14 protein-coding genes are annotated in these 17,007 nt (G+C 71.3%); 4 read left to right on the top strand and 10 right to left on the bottom strand.

Annotation, left to right across the window (positions count from 1 at the left end):
- The first annotated feature begins 8 nt into the window (after window positions 1-8).
- On the top strand, window positions 9-1,412 hold the full coding sequence (locus U742_RS0106445) for a DUF4910 domain-containing protein (RefSeq protein ID WP_081852850.1): 1,404 nt from the start codon (window positions 9-11) through the stop codon (window positions 1,410-1,412).
- Here the strand turns inward: U742_RS0106445 and rfbC are convergent.
- Genes rfbC through U742_RS0106430 form a run of 3 tightly spaced genes read right to left on the bottom strand, consistent with a single transcriptional unit; the run spans window position 1,313 to window position 4,613 of the window.
- On the bottom strand, window positions 1,313-1,852 hold the full coding sequence (gene rfbC / locus U742_RS0106440) for a dTDP-4-dehydrorhamnose 3,5-epimerase (RefSeq protein ID WP_029351189.1): 540 nt from the start codon (window positions 1,850-1,852) through the stop codon (window positions 1,313-1,315). The two genes, U742_RS0106445 and rfbC, sit on opposite strands and share 100 nt — an antisense overlap.
- Window positions 1,852-3,096 carry a polysaccharide pyruvyl transferase family protein gene (locus U742_RS0106435; RefSeq protein WP_029351187.1) on the bottom strand — a complete coding sequence of 415 codons (1,245 nt, stop codon included), beginning with the start codon at window positions 3,094-3,096 and terminating at the stop codon, window positions 1,852-1,854. Before U742_RS0106435 ends, rfbC begins: the two co-directional genes overlap by 1 nt.
- On the bottom strand, window positions 3,093-4,613 hold the full coding sequence (locus U742_RS0106430; RefSeq protein WP_197028185.1) for an oligosaccharide flippase family protein: 1,521 nt from the start codon (window positions 4,611-4,613) through the stop codon (window positions 3,093-3,095). Before U742_RS0106430 ends, U742_RS0106435 begins: the two co-directional genes overlap by 4 nt.
- A 292-nt stretch (window positions 4,614-4,905) precedes the next feature.
- On the opposite strand from U742_RS0106430, the gene U742_RS0106425 reads away from it, so the two are divergent.
- Window positions 4,906-5,889, top strand: a complete 984-nt coding sequence (locus U742_RS0106425; protein WP_029351183.1) for a glycosyltransferase family 2 protein — start codon at window positions 4,906-4,908, stop codon at window positions 5,887-5,889.
- A 74-nt stretch (window positions 5,890-5,963) separates the two neighbouring features.
- Window positions 5,964-7,043 carry a lytic transglycosylase domain-containing protein gene (locus U742_RS23510; RefSeq protein ID WP_248310275.1) on the top strand — a complete coding sequence of 360 codons (1,080 nt, stop codon included), beginning with the start codon at window positions 5,964-5,966 and terminating at the stop codon, window positions 7,041-7,043.
- Window positions 7,044-7,250: 207 nt separating this feature from the next.
- Here U742_RS23510 and ade read toward each other — a convergent pair whose 3' ends face one another.
- Window positions 7,251-8,969: an adenine deaminase gene (gene ade, locus U742_RS0106415; protein WP_029351181.1), complete on the bottom strand. Its 1,719-nt coding sequence runs from the start codon at window positions 8,967-8,969 to the stop codon at window positions 7,251-7,253.
- Window positions 8,970-9,234: 265 nt separating this feature from the next.
- On the opposite strand from ade, the gene U742_RS0106410 reads away from it, so the two are divergent.
- Window positions 9,235-11,466, top strand: coding sequence for a hypothetical protein (locus U742_RS0106410; protein ID WP_029351178.1), 2,232 nt, complete (start codon window positions 9,235-9,237; stop codon window positions 11,464-11,466).
- 7 nt (window positions 11,467-11,473) lie between these two features.
- On the opposite strand, the gene U742_RS0106405 is transcribed toward U742_RS0106410, so the two are convergent.
- From U742_RS0106405 to U742_RS0106380, 6 genes are all read right to left on the bottom strand, one after another.
- Window positions 11,474-12,262 carry a DeoR/GlpR family DNA-binding transcription regulator gene (locus U742_RS0106405; protein ID WP_029351177.1) on the bottom strand — a complete coding sequence of 263 codons (789 nt, stop codon included), beginning with the start codon at window positions 12,260-12,262 and terminating at the stop codon, window positions 11,474-11,476.
- A gap of 120 nt (window positions 12,263-12,382) precedes the next feature.
- Entirely contained in the window at window positions 12,383-13,528 is a 1,146-nt protein-coding gene (locus U742_RS0106400; RefSeq protein WP_029351175.1) for an acetyl-CoA C-acyltransferase, read from the bottom strand.
- Window positions 13,525-14,970 carry an AMP-binding protein gene (locus tag U742_RS0106395; RefSeq protein ID WP_029351173.1) on the bottom strand — a complete coding sequence of 482 codons (1,446 nt, stop codon included), beginning with the start codon at window positions 14,968-14,970 and terminating at the stop codon, window positions 13,525-13,527. The genes U742_RS0106400 and U742_RS0106395 overlap by 4 nt, the downstream gene beginning before the upstream one ends.
- 154 nt (window positions 14,971-15,124) lie before the next feature.
- On the bottom strand, window positions 15,125-15,682 hold the full coding sequence (locus U742_RS0106390; RefSeq protein ID WP_029351171.1) for a biotin transporter BioY: 558 nt from the start codon (window positions 15,680-15,682) through the stop codon (window positions 15,125-15,127).
- Complete coding sequence (locus tag U742_RS0106385; protein ID WP_029351169.1) at window positions 15,679-16,290, bottom strand: energy-coupling factor transporter transmembrane component T family protein; 612 nt, start codon at window positions 16,288-16,290, stop codon at window positions 15,679-15,681. Before U742_RS0106385 ends, U742_RS0106390 begins: the two co-directional genes overlap by 4 nt.
- Window positions 16,287-16,991 (bottom strand): energy-coupling factor ABC transporter ATP-binding protein, encoded by a 705-nt coding sequence (locus tag U742_RS0106380; RefSeq protein WP_029351168.1) that lies wholly within the window; start codon window positions 16,989-16,991, stop codon window positions 16,287-16,289. The genes U742_RS0106385 and U742_RS0106380 overlap by 4 nt, the downstream gene beginning before the upstream one ends.
- Between the last annotated feature and the right edge of the window lie 16 nt (window positions 16,992-17,007).

Below are 17,007 nucleotides of genomic sequence, written 5' to 3'. Positions count from 1 at the left end.
GGTCCGCCATGCGGCTCACGGGCAGCACCCCCGATCGGCCGCTGCCGAGCGGCGAGGACATCTTCGCGACCGTCGCGGAGCTCTATCCGATCTGCCGCAGCATCACCGGCGACGGCGTCCGCCGCACGCTCGACATCATCGGCCGGCTCATCGACGTCGAGCGGCACGAGGTGCCGACCGGCACGCGCCTGTTCGACTGGATCGTGCCGGACGAATGGAACATCCGCGAGGCGCACGTCACCTGCGTTTCGAGCGGCGAGCGGGTGATCGACTTCGCCCGCTCCAATTTGCACCTGCTCGGCTACAGCGTTCAGGTGCGCGCGCGCCTGCCGCTCGCCGCGCTGAAGGAGCACCTGTTCTCCGACCCCGCGCATCCCGACGCCACGCCCTACCGCACTTCCTATTACCGCGAGGCGTGGGGCTTCTGCCTGCCGCACCGGGCGCTGCTCGCTTTGCCCGAGGGCGAATACGACGTGGTTGTCGATTCCACGCTGGCGCCGGGCAGCCTCACCTATGGCGAATATCTGCATCGGGGCAGCGGCGAGGCGGAGGTGCTGCTGAGCGCGCACATCTGCCATCCCTCGCTCGCCAACGACAATTGCTCCGGGCTCGCCTTGCTCGCCCATTTCGCCGCCACCCTGCGCGGGCGGCGGACCCGCTACAGCTACCGCTTCCTGTTCGCGCCCGGCACCATCGGCGCGCTGGCGTGGCTCAGCGCCAACGAGCCCCGGCTCGGGCGCATCCGGCACGGGCTGGTGGTCTCCTGCGTCGGCGACGGCGGCGGGCCGGTCTACAAGAAGAGCCGGCGCGGCGACGCGATGATCGACCGGGTGATGCGCCACGTCCTCGCCGCCGCCGGTCCGGACGCGGAGGTCATGGACTTTTTCCCCTATGGCTATGACGAGCGGCAGTTCTGCTCGCCGGGCTTCGACCTGCCGGTCGGCCTCTTCCAGCGCAGCCTGTTCGGCCGCTTCCCAGAATATCACAGCTCGGCCGACGATCTCGATCTGGTCCGGCCGGAGCATCTGGCGCGCTCCTATGCCCTGCTGGCCGAGGCGGTCGACATTCTGGAGCGCGACCGGCGCCCGCTGAACCTCTTCCCCAAGGGCGAGCCCCAACTCGGCCGGCGCGGGCTCTATGCGCCGACGGGGGGCGACCCCGAGGCGCCGGCACGTAACATGGCACGGCTCTGGGTGCTCAACCTCGCCGACGGGCGCCACAGCCTGCTCGACATGGCCGAGCGCGCCGGCATGCGCTTCACCGAGATCGCCGACGCGGCGGAGACGCTCGCGCGGGCGGGGCTCATCGACGATCAGGCCTCCAGCAGCGCGAGGGAGGGCCAGCCGAGATCGCGCTCGGACATCATCATCGGCTCGAAGGGCCAGGGTATCGCCAGCGTCGGGTCGTCGTAACGGATGCCGGCGGCCGCCTCCGGCACGTGGAATTCCGAGATCAGGTAGCTCACCTCGGCACCGTCCGACAGCGTCTGGAAGCCATGCGCGACGCCCTTCGGAATGTAGAGCTGCGCGTGGTTCTCCTGCCTGAGATCAAAGGCCTGCCAGCGGCCGTAGCTCGGCGAGGTGGGCCGCAGGTCGACCGCGACGTCCCAGATCGCGCCGCTGGTGCAGCTCACGACCTTCACCTCGGCATGGGGAGGGTGCTGGAAGTGCAGCCCGCGCAGTGTGCCGCGCCGCTCGCTGCGGGACAGGCTGTGCTGCACGAACTCGGTCTCCAGCCCCATCTCGGCATATTCGCGGACGCAGAATGTGCGGGCGAAGAAGCCGCGCGGATCGGTGATCGGGACAGGCTCCACCAGCCATACGCCGGCGAGATCGGTTGCGACGAAACGCATCATCCGCCTCCCGCCTGGCGCGATATGGCCGCCTCGAAGGGACGCGCGAGGACCCCGGCGAGCAACGCGTCCTCCTGCGCCGCCAGCCGGCGCCGGAACCCGTCGACGGCGGCGCCGATCTGCGCCTCCAGCTCCGCCCGCGAGGCGACGAGTTCGGCGAACTGGCGCGTGAGCAGCTCGAGATCGAGCGCCTCGATATGCTGGCAGAAGCCGGCGAGGCCGACCTTGCCCAGCAGCACGTCGTTCTTCGCGGCATAGCCGATCGAGATGACCGGACGGTGCATCCTCAGGGCGCAGACCACGTTGTGATAGCGCGTCGCGACCACGACGTCGGTCCGCGCCATCTGCTGCATCACGTCGTGCAGCGAGTTTATCGGGGCGGTGGCGACCTCGTCCGGCGGGTGGCCGGCATCCACCAGCGCGGACATGATCTCGTCGAGCGTGTCGCGATCGGCGGTGTCGCCCGTCAGCAGCCGGACGCGGTATCCCTCCCGCAGCAGGGCGCGGGCGAAGCGCACGATCTGGCCGACATAGCGCGCATGCAGGGCGGCGCCGCCGCTGCGGTCGTTCCGCCAGCCATAATAGGCCATGACGCCGAGCCCGACGGTCAGCGGCGCGTCGCCGCTGCGCTCCTGCCGGGATGGGGCAGGCAGCGCGAAGGCGAGATCGGGAACGACGTGATCAGATCGGGTATCGACCCCGATGCCGGTCATGAAGTCCTTCGAGACGGCGTCGCGGTAGGAGCGGTAGTGCGCGAGCCCGGCCGCGAGCCGCGCGAAGAGGCGGCCGAGCCGGGCCTTGATCGGCCCGGCCCCGACGCTGACGAAGGCGATCCGGGCGCCGGCAAGCCGCGCGGCGACGCACCAGCCCAGCAGTGCCAGGGGAACCCCGAAGGGGCCGTCGCCGAAATCGTCCAGCACGCCCGTCCCCGGCATGATCAGCGCGTCGCATTCACGCATGACCCTCAGCGCGCGCCAGAAGCTGCCGAGCTGTCCGACCAGCCGCCCCGGGACGGAACCCGCCGCCCGCCGCGCGGGAGCACCCGGTGCCGCGCCGCCGATGGAGACCGTCCTCACGTCGAATGTGCGCCGCACATAGTCCGGCCCGGAGCAGATGCAGATGGCCTCGGCATCGGGGCGGACCCGCCGCAGGAAGGAGAGCATCGCCTCGAACGAGCCGTCATTGCCGGAGTTCCCGGTGCCGAACAGGCCAAAGAAGGCGACGCGATTGCGGAACGTCCTCACTTGCGCACCTTCGCCTGGCTCGGCGCCGCCAGCCGTCCCGGAGCTTCGCGCAGGCGCTGGGCGGCGCGGCCCAGCCGGCTTTCCGCCACGCTCCCGAGAACGGCCGCCGCGACGAGGTCCATCTCCGCCTTGAGCGGATGCGCGGACAGCCGGACACCGAGAATCCACCCCACCAGCGCCAGCAACCCGGCCAGCACCGCCATGGCGGGGGACAGTTCGGAGCGGAAGCCGGACGCCGCGATCAGCAGAGCGGGGCCGGCGGCGCTGGCGGCGGTGACAAGGAAGCTCGGCCACAGCGCCGCGCCAACGTCCCGCCAGCGGAATTCGACGTGCCGGCGCACGAAGACGAACGACACCAGCATCTGGAACGGCAGCGCGACGAGCTGACTCAGGGCCAGCGCCGTCAGCCCGAACAGGCTCGAGCCGCACAATATGACCGCCGAGACAGGGCGGCTTATCAGGCTGTAGGTGACGTTCTCGTGGATCTTGCCGAGCGCGACCAGCAGCGGCTGCGTGAGAATGACGGGAAACCAGAACAGGCTCGCGACGCACAATATCTGCACGAGGGGAATGATCGCGGTCCATTGACTCCCCAGGACGAGGTGCACCACCGGATCGGCAAGCAGCGCCAGAACGACCAGCGCCGGCCAGTGGAAGACGGTGATGAAGGTGAGCGCGCGCAGATAGGCCGGCGCGAGGCTTCGGCCCGAATGCGCCTCATTGGCGAGCGCCGGAAGGGCCACGGAAAAGACGCCGCCGAGGATGATGCGGTCGGGAATGCCGCAGACCATGTTGGCGCGATTGTAGAGGCCCACGGAGGCGATCGGCAGCAGCCGCCCGATGAGCAGTTGCGGCATGGCGTCATAGGCGCGGTCGAGGGCGATGGTGATGCCGTTGCAGCCGCCGAAATGCAGTATCTCGACCCATCCCTTCAGCGACGGCAGGAAAAGCCGGGGCTGCGGCCGATAGAGCAGCGCTAGCACCAGGGCGACGCTCGACCCGGCCAGCACCCCCCAGGCAAAGCTCATGAAGCTGAATCCGCAGGCGGCGAGCGCGAGCGTCACCACCGCATTGGCGAAGCTGCTGCCGGTGTTGATGGTGGCGACCGGCGCGAAGTTCATCTCGCGCCGAAGCAGGGTGACGATCGGCAGCGTGAAGCAATCGAGCAGCGCGGCGACGGCGCAGATGCGCAGATAGAGGGCCAGCCCGTGCTGGCCGTAGGCGGCTGCCGTCCATTCGCTCAGCGCGAAGAGCGTTGCCGATATCAGCGCCGTGCAGAGAAAGAGCAGCGTGAACGCGGTCCTGACGTCGCCGTCGTCGATCTGGCGGCGCTGGATCAGGAAGTCCGGCGTCACGAACTGGCGCAGCGACACGGCAAGGGTGATGACCGAGGCGCCGATCACCGAGATGCCGATCTCGCCCGGCGTGAGCAGGCGGGATACGGTCGCCACCAGGGCGAAGTTGATCGCCAGCCCCAGATGCCGCTCGGCCGTCGCAAGCAGCAATGCACGCCGCAAACTCGCCACCGCTCCTCCGATCGCCAGCAGGGCTGGCCCGGTTCTCCGCCAAGGGCGGCAAGGTCCGCCAAGGACGGCGACGGCGGCCATGGCCGCCTCCTGCCGGAGGTTAGCGGGGCCGTCGCGGCGGCGGCCTCGTCAATTGCGCTAACGGCGCGTGGCCAAACGGGGTAGCGGCGGCCTTCCCTGCCCGCATCGCTCGTAGCGGGAGGCGGTGCGGGGGCGCTACCACCTTTGGGGCGATTGCCGCCCACCCTGGCTGACGCAAGCATCGAGCGCCGCGGAGGTCCGCATGCCGAGCGTCGATGTCGTCGTCCCCTCCTACCAATATGCGCGCTATCTGCGCGGATGCGTGCGGAGTGCGCTGGACCAGGACGGGGTGTCGGTCCGGGTCCTGATCATCGACAACGCCTCGACCGACGGCAGCGCGGCGCTGGCGCGCGCGCTCGCCGCCGAGGACCCCCGCGTCGAGGCGATCCTGCGTCCCGCCAATCTCGGCCCGCACGCCTCGTTCAACGAGGGCATCGCATGGGCCTCGGCGGATTATTTCCTCATTCTGTGCGCCGATGACCTGCTCGCGCCGGGGGCGCTGGCCCGCGCCACCGCCATCATGGGGCGGCACCCGAACGTCCATCTGACCTATGGCCGCACGGTTCTCTTCAACGGCGAGGAGGCGCCCGCCTCGCCCTCGGACATGCCCGCCGCCGATCCCGGCTGGCGGGTCGTCGGCGGCCGGGATCTCATCGAGCGCTTCTGCCGCACCGGGCGCAATCACTGCCCGGGGCCGAGCTGCGTCGTGCGGACCCGGATACAGAAGGCCGTCGGCTTCTACCGCCCGGCCCTCGCCCACACCGACGATCTCGAACTGTGGATGCGGTTCGCCTGCCATGGCGACGCCGCGGAGACGGACGCGGTGCAGGCGTTCGCCCGCGTTCACACGCACAACCAGTCCGCTTCCGTCGGCAGCCTGCCGTCGTGGGACCTCGAATTCGAGGCCGCCTTCGACAGCTTCTTCGCCAATGAAGGCGCCGGGCTTGCCGATCACCGGCGCCTCGCCCGGCGCGCGCGCCGCAGCCTCGGCGAACGGGCCTATTGGTCGGCGCTCGCCCACATCGCGCGCGGCGAGCTGCGCACGGCCCGCGAGCTCGCCGGCCTCGCCCTGCGGCTGACGCCGGACGCGATGCTTGTGCCGCCGGTGTGGCATCTCGCACGCCGCGCCGAGGCGCCGAGGCGGATCGCCGAAACGCTCGGACTGATCCGCCGGCCAGCGCGGTAGGTGCCCGGATTTCCGGTTTCCGGGAATTCTGTGCTAGGCACGACGTCGTGGGACGAATTGGGAGAGAGTGGCGGATGCGCAGGGCGTGTCGCGCGGCGCTGGTTCCCCTGCTCGCAATGTCGGCGGGGGCTGCGGTGCCGGGGATGGCTGTGGCGGGCGAACAGCAGGCTCAGGCCGGGCTGCAAGCTCCTGCCGGGCTGATTTCGCCGGTGCAGCCCCTGTTCTACGGGCCGCAGCCTCCGGCGCAGTTCGCGCCCGGCGCGATCCCTGCCGAACTGCTCACCCCGCAGCCCGAGGCCGCGCCGCGCCCCGCCGAACATGCGGCCGCCTCGAACGGCGCTTCGCCCGTCACCCCGGCCCGGCAGCCGGCCGTGCCGCAGCCGGTCGCCGCCGACAGCTTCGTCATCTGGGTGCAGCCGCCGGTCGCGCCGGAGCTCCGCGGGCGGACCACTGAACCTGCTCCCCAGCCGGCCGCCGCCGCCGCGAAGGCCGCCGACGCTCCCAAGACCGCCGCGCGGGCAGCGATCCCCCTGCCGCCGCGCCGGCCGGCCCCCGCGCCCGCCCCGGCCGAGGTCGCGGCAGCGACGCCCGCTGCCGCACCAGCGCCGGCCCTCGCGCGCGTCATCCCCGTGCCGCCCCAGCGCCCCGTCCGGCTGGCGATGGCGAGCACCGGGATCGCCGTCGAACCCAACGAGGAGGCGCCGGAAGCCGCCCCCGAGGAACCGCCGGCCAAGCCGATCACCGAGGCACCGCTGCGCGGGCGCTACGTCCTCTCGCGCGAGAAGGGGCCGCCGCATATCGAGGCGCTGATCGCGCAGCATTCGGAACGCTTCGACGTTCCCGCCCAGCTCATCCGCCGCGTCGTCTGGCGCGAGAGCAAGTACGATCCGCGGGCGCGCAACGGCCCCTATTGGGGGCTGATGCAGATCCGCGTCGAGACCGCCCGCGGGCTCGGCTTCCGCGGCCAGCCGGCGGACCTGCTCGACGCCGACACCAACATGACCTATGCGGTCGCCTATCTCGCCAATGCCTACCGGGTCGCCGGCCGCAACGAGACGCGCGCCGTGCAGCTCTACGCCAAGGGCTATTACTACGAGGCCAAGCGCAAGGGCATGCTCGGCGCCCTCGTCAAGACGGCCTCGGTGGCGGACTGAAGCGCGCGGGCGCGCGCGCCCGCGAAGGCATTGCCGAAGAGTCTTCGCTGGGTCCCGGATCGGCGCCGTGCCGCGCACGGCTTGTCCGGGAAACAGGTCGTGCCCTTCACAAGTGGCGCGCCGGGACCAATGACGTGCCCCGGACAAGTGACGGCGAAGCCGGAGCGCCGATCCGGGGCCCAGGAGAAACGGTCGGCAAAGCCCTCCTCAGCCCGCGATCAGTTCGAAGCGGTCGACGTCGAACATGCCGAAATCGGTGATCTTCAGATGCGGGATCACCGGTAGCGGCAGGAAGGCGACCTGCAGGAACGGCTCGGGCAGCGTGCAGCCGAGCGCCTTGGCCGCCGCGCGCAGCGGGATCAGTCCGGCGCGTACCTCCTCGTAAGGGGTCGCCGCCATCAGCCCGGCGACCGGCAAAGCCAGCTCGGCGCGCACCGCGCCGCCCTCGGCCACCGTGAAGCCGCCGCCGAGCTCGATCAGCCGATTCACCGCGATGGCCATGTCGGCATCGTCGGCGCCGACCACGCAGATATTGTGGCTGTCATGGCCGACCGAGGAGGCGATGGCGCCGCGCTTCAGCCCGAAGCCGTGGACGAAGCCGCGCCCGATATTGCGGTTCTTCCCATGACGGGCGACGACGCAGACCTTCACCGCGTCATGCCCGAGATCGACCCGCTTGAAGCCGGCGGCGAGCGGCAGGTCGAGCACCACGCGCTCGGTGATGATGCGGCCCGGCACCACGCCGATCACCTGCGTCGAGGCGCCGGTGGCGGGGATGCGGAAATCCTCCGGCGACACCCGCTCGGCCTTCATGGAATCGAGCCCGACCGGCGCGACGGTGCCGCGCGCTGCGAACAGCTCCGGCGTCACGAGCCGACCGGCCGAGACGACGGAATGGACCGCGCAGGTCTCCAGGTCGTCCAGCAGCACGATGTCGGCGCGCCGGCCCGGCGCTATCAGGCCGCGATCCCTGAGCCCGAAGGCGTTCGCCGCCGACCAGCTCGCCAGCCGGTAGACGTGGTGCAGCGGCGCGCCATGCGCGATGGCCGTGCGGATCATGAAGTCGAGATGGCCTTCCTCGGCGATGTCGAGCGGGTTGCGGTCGTCGGTACAGAAGGCGACGAAGGCCGAGGTGTCGGCGTCGATCAGTGGGATGAGTGCGTGCAGGTCCTTCGAGACCGAACCCTCGCGGATCAGAATGGTCATGCCCTTGGCGAGCTTCTCGCGCGCCTCCTGAAGCGTCGTCGCCTCGTGCTCGGTGCGGATGCCGGCGGCGATGTAGCCGTTGAGGTCGCGACCCGAGAGCAGCGGCGCGTGGCCGTCTATATGCCCGCCGGAGAAGGCGGCAAGCTTGTCGAGCACGCCCTCGTCCTTGAACAGCACGCCGGGGAAATTCATGAACTCGGCGAGCCCGATGCCGCTCGGATGGCCGCGCAGGGCCTGGAGATCGGCGCTGGTGAGGCGCGCGCCGGCCGTCTCGAATTCGGTCGCCGGCACGCAGGAGGAGAGCTGCACGCGCAGGTCCATGATGGTGTGCTCGGCGCAGCGCTGGAAATAGCGGATGCCCGGCGCGCCCAGCACATTGGCGATCTCGTGCGGATCGCAGATCGCGGTGGTGACGCCGTAGGGCAGCACGCAGCGGTCGAACTCCAAGGGCGTGACCAGCGAGGATTCGACATGCAGATGGGTGTCGATGAAGCCCGGCACCGCGAACAGGCCGCGCCCGTCGATCTCGCGCTGGCCCCGATAGCTGTCATGGGTGCCGACGATGCGATCCCCGCAGATGGCGATGTCGGTCTCGGCGAGCGCGCCAGTGATGACGTCGAGCAACCGCACGCCCTTGATCACCAGATCGGCGTCAGTGACGCCGCGGCCCTGGTCGATGATGCGCGCGAGCGCCGCCTTGTCGATCGTGCTGCCGGCCATCGCGTCCTCCCTGCCGGGCCTACATGAACGGAAAGCGGGTGGCGGGTCCAGCCCCGCAAGCCCGGACTCGACACCCCGGTTGCCGGGGCGCCGGCTCTGTGCTTTGCACAGGTCGAACGACCCCGGCGCGTGGCGCGCCGGCGCTCCAAAGGTTCGGATGGCGATGGCACACGGGACGGCGGACGGATCGATCGCGGCCCCTCCCCGACCCGAGCCCGCTGCGATCGCGCCTCCCGCCGGCCCCGCCCGAACCCGGCTCTGTCGCGTGACGCGCCTGCTGGCGGCCGTGATGCTGGCGCTGTGGGCCGGGCTCGCGGCGGTCGGCGCGCTCGTCACGCTGCGACCGTCGGAATACCGGCCGCTGGTCGGGCCGGACGGCTGGGCGGCGCGGGACTTCTTCACCAACGAGACGCTGGGCGGTCGGCCGCTGCCGCGCGCGATGCTGGAGGCGCCCGAGCTCCGGCTCTGGCGTTCCTGGACGCCGGAGCGGGGCGCGCTCGCCGGCGAGATCACCAGCGCGCCCTTCATGGCGCCGGCCTATTTCGCCATCCCCTTCACGGGGTTTCCGGGCGAGAGCGCGGACCACGACATCGGCCTGCGCTGCGCGGCGAGCGGAGCCGAGCGCTCGCTCGGCATCGGCCGCATCAACAATGAATGGGGGCTGCGCGTCGTCCGCAGCGATCCCGGTTTCTGCGCGGGGCCGATCGCGGTCTATGCCCGCTCGGGGGGCAACTTCCTCCATGTCGGCATCGGCACGCCGTTCGCCACCGACTGGTTCGGCTATGCCTCCCAGCTCTACGCCTACACTTTGCCCTTCTTCGCGCTGATTGCCGCGCTGAGCCTCACCGCGCCGCTGCTGCTCATCGCCGCGCTGCTGCCGGCGCGGCTCGCTCCGGCGCCGCGCTTCCTCGCCGCGCTGACGCTGCTCTGCGCCGGGGCGATGGGGCTGTTCCTCGTCTTCCATGTCTCGGCGAGCGGCGGGCGCCACGCCTCCATCGCGCTGGTCGGCGGCAGCGCCGTCGCGCTGCTGGCGCTCGCCCTCGCCCGTTCGCCGCGCCTCGAGGCGGGACTCGGCATCCGGCCCTATCTTACCGCCTCGGCGCTGCTGATGCTGGCCTATCTCGGCTTCGTCGCCGCCTTCCAGCCCGACGCCGCGCAATGGACGGTGAACGGCATGTTCCGCCCGCTGCGCTGGTCGACCGACAACCAGATCCCGGGCAAGGTCGCCGAGGCCTTCTTCAACGCCGGCGACCGCGCGAGCCTTTCGCCAATCGCGCCCTGGCGGATCGGCGACCGGCCGCCGCTGCTCTCGGTGCTGATGCTGATCCCGCGCTCACTGGCGCGGCTGATCGGCATGCCGGCGGCGCTGCGCGATCCGTTCTATCTGGCCGCCGGCATCACCGTCATGTGCCTGTGGCTCGGCGTCGCCATCGCCTTCGTCGAGGACCTTGCCGGACGGCGCCGGCTGGCGTTGCTCGCCTGCGCGCCGCTGGCGGTGGCCCCGGCCTTCTTCTTCAACACGGTGTTCATCTGGCCGAAGATGCTCTCCGCCGCGCTCGGGCTGATCGCCGTGTGGGGCCTGCTGCGGGCGCGCTCGGCGGAGGACGGGCGCTCGGCCACCCTCCACCTGACGCTCGCCGGCGCGGCGGCGGCGGGCGCGGCGCTCTTCCATACCGGCGTCGTCATCGGCCTCATCCCCTTCGGCGTGCTCGCCCTCGGGCTGATCGGGCGGCGCTGGCGCGGGCTGCTCGCGGGCACCCTCGCCTTCGCCATCGTCTATGCGCCGTGGCTGTGGTGGCAGAGCGCCGTGCAGCCCGGCGTCAACGCGCTGCTGCGCACCGGGCTGACCGGCGATCTCGACATCGGCGACCGGACCACCACCGTGCTGCAGGCGCTGGCGAGGACCTACGGTCGGATCGGCGTCGACGAATGGCTCGGCATGAAGGCCTACGGCCTGCGCGAGCTGTTCCTCATGCCCGACGCGAAGAACTGCGTGATCGTCGAGATGGGCCCGTTCTGGCGCGGCCTCGACGCCACGGGGATCGCCCGCATCGCTGACTTCACCAGCCTCGGCTTCTCGCTGAAGTTCTTCTTCGCCGGCCTTGCCGCGGCGCTGCTGCTGCGCTGGCTGCGGCCGGCGCCGGCCCGGAGCGCGGAGGGCGGCCACCTCGCCCTTCTGTTCATCGTCATGGGGCTGATCGGCGCGCTGCTGCAGATCCCGCTACTGTGGGTCTGCCACGTCATCCACCAGCTTTCCTATGTCAGCCTGATGCTGCTGGCGCTGGGCATCACCCTCGCCATGGCGAGAACGGCGCCGGCGCTCGTCGGCGTGCTGGCGGCGGTGGAGGCGGCCTATCTCCTGGCGGTCTGGCTGGTGCCCGCCGCGCTCGGGGCAGTCGGGCTATCTGTGGCGCCGCTGATCATGGCCGGCCTCGCCTTCGCCGTGCTGGCGCTGGTCCTCCTCGGCGGCGTGTACCAGACCACCGCCGGAAAATAGCCGCCGGTCAGAAGCCCTCGTCCTCGGTGCCGCCGCCGACCTCGATCAGCTCCACCTGCTCGGCGCTGCACACCTCGCGCAGCAGCGGCGAGGGCACGACGTCGGTGACGAAGGTGTCGACCTCGCGCAGATGGCCGATGCGCACCGGCGCCGTGCGCTCCAGCTTCGAGCGATCGGCGACCAGTATGACCTGCCGCGCATTGTCGATGATGGCGCGGGCGACCTGCACCTCGCGATAGTCGAAATCGAGCAGCGAGCCGTCCTCCTCGATGGCCGAGGCGCCGATCACCGCATAGTCGACGCGGAACTGGCGCACGAAATCGACCGCCGAGGAGCCGATCACCGCCCCGTCCGCGTGACGCACCCGCCCGCCGGCCATGATCAGCTCGATGCGCGGATGGCGGTAGAGCAGCATGGCGACGTTGAGGTTGTTGGTGATGACCAGCAGGTCCTCGTGGTCGGACAGCGCGCGGGCGACCTCCTCGGTGGTGGTGCCGATGTTGATGAACAGCGAGGCGCGGTTCGGCACGATGCGGGCGGCAGCATCGGCGATGGCGCGCTTCGCCCCCTGCGCGATGACGCGGCGCGCTTCATAGGCGACGTTCTCCACTCCGGAGACGACGATGGCGCCGCCGTGCACGCGCGACATCAGCCGGCGCACGCACAGCTCGTTCAGGTCCTTGCGGATGGTCTGCGGCGACACCTCGAAGCGCGAGGCGAGATCGTCGACGCTGACGCGCCCCTGCGCGCGGGCGAGGCCCAGTATGTCCTGCTGACGTGGGGAGATGGCGTTCATGGGACCTTATTCACGCGCTCGCCCGCTCGAATGAAACCCGAGTCGAAAGCGAACTCTGCACCACAGCGGGCATACTGAGCAATCAATGGCTTAGCTGCGGTGCAGCACAGGCGCCGCGGCTCAGTTGCGGCGCAGCACGAGCGCCGCGCCGAGACCGCCGGCGGCGGCGATGGCGGCGAGGCCGAGCGCGCCGCGCTCGAGCGCGCGGAGCTCGTGGAACAGCCGCACCGCGAGGATGGCGCCCGACGCGCCGATGGGGTGGCCGCGCGCCAGCGCGCCGCCGCCGGCATTCACCGTGTCCATGTCGAGCCCGAGCTCGTCGGCATTGGCGAGCGCCTGCGCGGCGAAGGCCTCCATCAGCTCGACGCGGGCGAAGGCGGCGACGTCGAGGTCCTGCCGCGCGAGCAGGCCGCGCACAGCGGCGCTCAGCGCCAGTGCCGGCTGCTCCGGCGCCGCTCCGGCCGAGGCGGCGGCGCGGACCTCCAGTGCGCGGCCGGGCGCGAGGCGCAAGGCGGCCGCCTCGCTGGCGACCAGCACCACCGCCGCCGCATCCGCTTCCACCGCGACGGTCGCCGCGCCTATGGCGAACGCCCCTTCCCCGGCGAGCACCGGCGCGCGGGCGCAGAGCGCCGGCGTCAGCTCGCGGGTGAAGGCGTCGTGCTCCAGCGGCGCCTCGGGGAGAAGGACGATTTCGGCGGCGTCCCTCTCCCGCGCCGCGCGCGCTTTCGCGTGGCTCTCGACCGCGAAAGCGCCCTGCCGCTCGCGGGTGATGCCGCGCTCCTGCGCCAGCCAGGCGACCGCCTCCGTCATGCCGGGGTCGCGTTCCGGCCAGGGTGTGAAGGGCGGCACGTCGTAGAAGGCCGGCGCCTCGTCCTTCGCGAAGGGACGGCGGGCGCGCAGCGGAGCGCGGCTCCAGCTCTCGACGCCGCCGGCGAGCACGATCTCCGCCGCGCCGGATTCCACCAGCCGGACGGCGAGGAGGATGGCGTCGAGGCCGGCGCAGCACTGCGTGTCGACGGTCAGCGCCGGCACGCTCTCGGGCAGGCCGGCGGCCAGCGAACAGAGCCGGGCGACATTGCCGCCGGCGGCCAGCGCATTGCCGAGGATCACCTGATCGACCGGGGCATCCGACGTCAGCCCGGCGTCTTCGAGGCATGCGCGCAGTACCGGCGCGGCGAGGTCGTGCGCGTCGACCCGCGCGAAGGCGCCGCCGCGCGGGGCGACCGCGGTGCGGCGGGCGGCAATGAGGAAAGCGCGCCGGCTCATGCCTTGAGCCTTTCCTCAGCGATTGCGCGCAGCGCGCCGAGATCGGCCTTGCCGCCGGCGGTGCGCGGCCATTCGGAAAGCGACAGGAAGCGGCGCGGCACCTTGGCGGCGGGCAGATGCGCGCGGCAGGCGGCGCGCAGTGCCGCCTCGTCCGCCACGCTATCCATCCGCAGCACGGCGACCAGCTCGACGCCGCGCAGCGGGTCCGGCAGACCGAACACGGCGGCCTCGTCGATGCCCGGAAGACGGGCCAGCACGGCCTCGACCTCCTCGGGATAGACGTTGAGCCCGGCGGTGACGAGCATGCGCTTCTCGCGGCCGTGGAGGGTGAGGAAACCGGAGGCGTCCAGCGCGCCATGGTCGCCGACGGTCATACGATTGCCCTCGCGGCGAATCTCCTCGCCGCCGCCGCAGGCATAATCGTCGAACAGCATGGCGCTCTCCACCCAGATGGCGCCAACCTCGCCGGTGGGCAGCGCGCGGCCCGCGCCGTCGCGGATGGAGAGGCGCACGCCATGGGCGGCGCGGCCGACCGAGCCCTCCGGCACGCCGTCGCGAGGGCGCCCTATGGTGACGAAGGAGAGCTCGGAGGCGCCGTAGAATTCGGCGATCTCGGCATTGGGGAACAGCCCTTCGGTGGCCGCGCGCGTCTCGGGCCGCCATTTGGCGCCGGAGATCATGAGGACGCGAAGGCTCGGGCAGGTGCGCCCGCCCGCCGCCTCGATCAGCATCTGAAGCTGCGTCGGTGTCGCGTAAAGCGCGGTCACCTCGCGCGCCTCGATCAGGTCGAGCGCGCGGCGCGGGTGGAAGCGGCGCATCATCAGAGCCTGTGCCCCGACATGCAGCGCGTGGACGATGCCGTAGAGATGCAGCGAGGCGGCGAGCCCGCCCGGCGCCAGGATGCGGTCGTCCTCGGTGAGGCCGAACTCGACGGCACTGACCTCGAAGCTCTCGATCCAGGAGCGATGGCCGCGCCGGTAGCCTTTGGGCAGGCCGGTCGAGCCGGAGGTGAAGCCGACATAGAAGGGTGCCTCCGGCGCGGGCGGCTGCGGGAAGGCCGGTGGCGGTTCGCCCGAGGCGAGCGCGGCGGCGAGCCAGTCGGTGCCCTCGTCCAGCGTCAGCGGAGGCCGGAGCGCGGCGTCGATGGCGGCGCGATAGGGCGTCGGCCAGCCGGGATCATAGACCAGCCCCTGCCGGCCCGAGACGGCGCAGGCGAAGAAGGCGGCGACCAGTTCAGGACTGTTCGGCAGGTCGAGCGCCACCCCGGCGCCCTGCGGCACGCGCGCGGCGATCTCACTCGCCAGCCGGGCGACGGCGCCGGCGAAGCTCGCGCGGTCCATCGCCTCGTCGTCGCAGACGAGCGCCACCCGCCCCGGCGCCACGGCCGCGAAGGCCGCCAGCCGGTCGCCGATGGTGCAGGTGGAGGACGCCGAGGGGCTCACGACCTAGCCCACACCACGTCATCCTGAGGTGCCCGGCGACAGCCGGGCCTCGAAGGATGGTTCCCCTGCGCGGCAAGACGAGCATCGCTCAAAGCTCGCCCTGCGGTCGAGCACCTCGGGATGACGGCGCGCGGGGCGGGAGGCACGCTTTCCCTCACGCCCCGCGCGAGATCAGCGCCTCGGGATAGCCGCGCGCCACCGTCTGGGCGACCAGGGCGACCAGCACGGCCTTGATGGTGTCGCCCGGAATGAAGATCAGGCACGCCTTGGCGGCGTCGAGCGGCGAGAGGCTGCCGAGCGTCGACATGCCGATGATGCCGAGCGGGTAGAGCACCACGATGCCGCCGATCACCGCCGCGATGAGCGCCACCGGGAGCACCGGCTGGTTGCGGAAGCGCTGCATGATCAGGCCGGCGGCGAAAGCGGCGACCGGATAGCCGAGCAGGAAGCCGACCGAGGGGCCGAAGAACACGCCGAGCCCGCCGCGTCCGCCGGCCAGCAGCGGCGCGCCGAGCGCCACCACGAACAGGAACAGCGTGACCGCCAGCGCCCCGCGCCAGGCGCCGAGCATAACCCCCGCCAGCATGATGCCCATGCTCTGCGCGGTGATCGGCACGCCGCCGGCGAGCGGAATGTCGAATCTCGGCAGCAGCCCGAGCACCGCGATGATGGCGGCGTAGAGGGCGATCTGGACGAGCGTGCGGTCCTTCATCGGCGTTCTCCCCGGAATACCCCGCCTCGCGCGGCCAGCGCCTCGGCGGTGTGGTGCGACAGGCGCAGCGTCTGGATACAGAAGGGCGCGAGAAGACGCCAGCCGCCCCGCTTGCCGGTGCGGGCGCGCCAGCTCTCGTTCAGCGCCTCCCACAGGGCGAAGAGCAGCGGCACGAAGCGGATCATCATCGCCACGGCGAGCGCGACGCTGCGCGGCGGTATGCCAAACCAGCCGAGCGGGCGCAAAGCGGGCTCGATGACGTCCATCATCGCGTCCATGCGGGTGGTCATGGTCACCGCATTGGCGATGAGGATCATCGCGACGATGCGCAAGCTCACGACGAGGCCGAGCAGGATGTCGCCGTTCCACCAGTGCAGGGCGATCAGGATGGCGAAGAGCGGCCACATCGGCCTGAGCAATGCCACCTGCGCGAATGCGGCGCGGCCGAGCGAGGCATAGAGGGCGAGCGTCGCCGCGACGAGGCCGGCCATCAAGGGCAGGCTGTCGAAGGGCGTGACGGCGAGGCTGATGAGGGCGAGGGCCAGCAGCTTCCACCCCGCCGGGACGCCATGCAGCCAGGTTCGCTCGGCGAGGTAGAGCGAGATCATCCGCCCGCCTCCGCCTCGACCATGTCCCGATAGGCGCTCACCACCTCGACCGGCGGGCCGTCCATCCGCACGCGGCCCTCATGCAGCCAGACGACGCGATCATAGAGGTCGAAGGCGTCGAGCTCGTGGGCGATCATGAGCACCTGCTGCGGCAGGCCCGCGATGAGGCGTTCCAGCCGGCGCCGGGTCGGCAGATCGAGGCTGGAGAAGGGCTCGTCGAGCACGATCACCGCCGGCTCCATCACCAGCACGGCGATGATGCACAGAAGCTGCTTCTCGCCCTCGGAGAGCGCGTGAACGGGCCGGTCGGCCCAGCTCTCGCGGTCGAAGCGGGCGAGCGCCGCCTTGGCCTCGCCGGCGGCCTCGCGGCGGGTGCGGCCGGCCTGTTCGAGGCTGAAGGCGATTTCCTCGACAACCGTCGGGAAGATGATCTGGTGGTCGGGGTTCTGGAAGATGAAGCCGACCTTGCGCGGCAGCTCGGCGGCCTTCTCGCGCGCGTCGAGCCCGTGCACCACGACGCGCCCCTCGTCGGCGGCGAGCAGGCCGTTCAGCAGGCGCACCAGCGAGCTCTTGCCCGAGCCGTTATTGCCGATCAGGCCGATGCGCGGCTCGGTGAAGGTGAGCGAGATGCCGTCGAGCACGACGCGCCCGCCCCGCCTGAGGGTGACGCGATCGAGGGATATCAGCGAGGCATTGGGCACGGGGGGCGTCCGGCGG

It is taken from the genome of Allobosea sp. 117 (genome assembly GCF_000702305.1).
Classification (GTDB): Bacteria; Pseudomonadota; Alphaproteobacteria; order Rhizobiales; family Xanthobacteraceae; genus Ancylobacter.
This window is presented reverse-complemented; position numbering and strand designations above follow the sequence as displayed.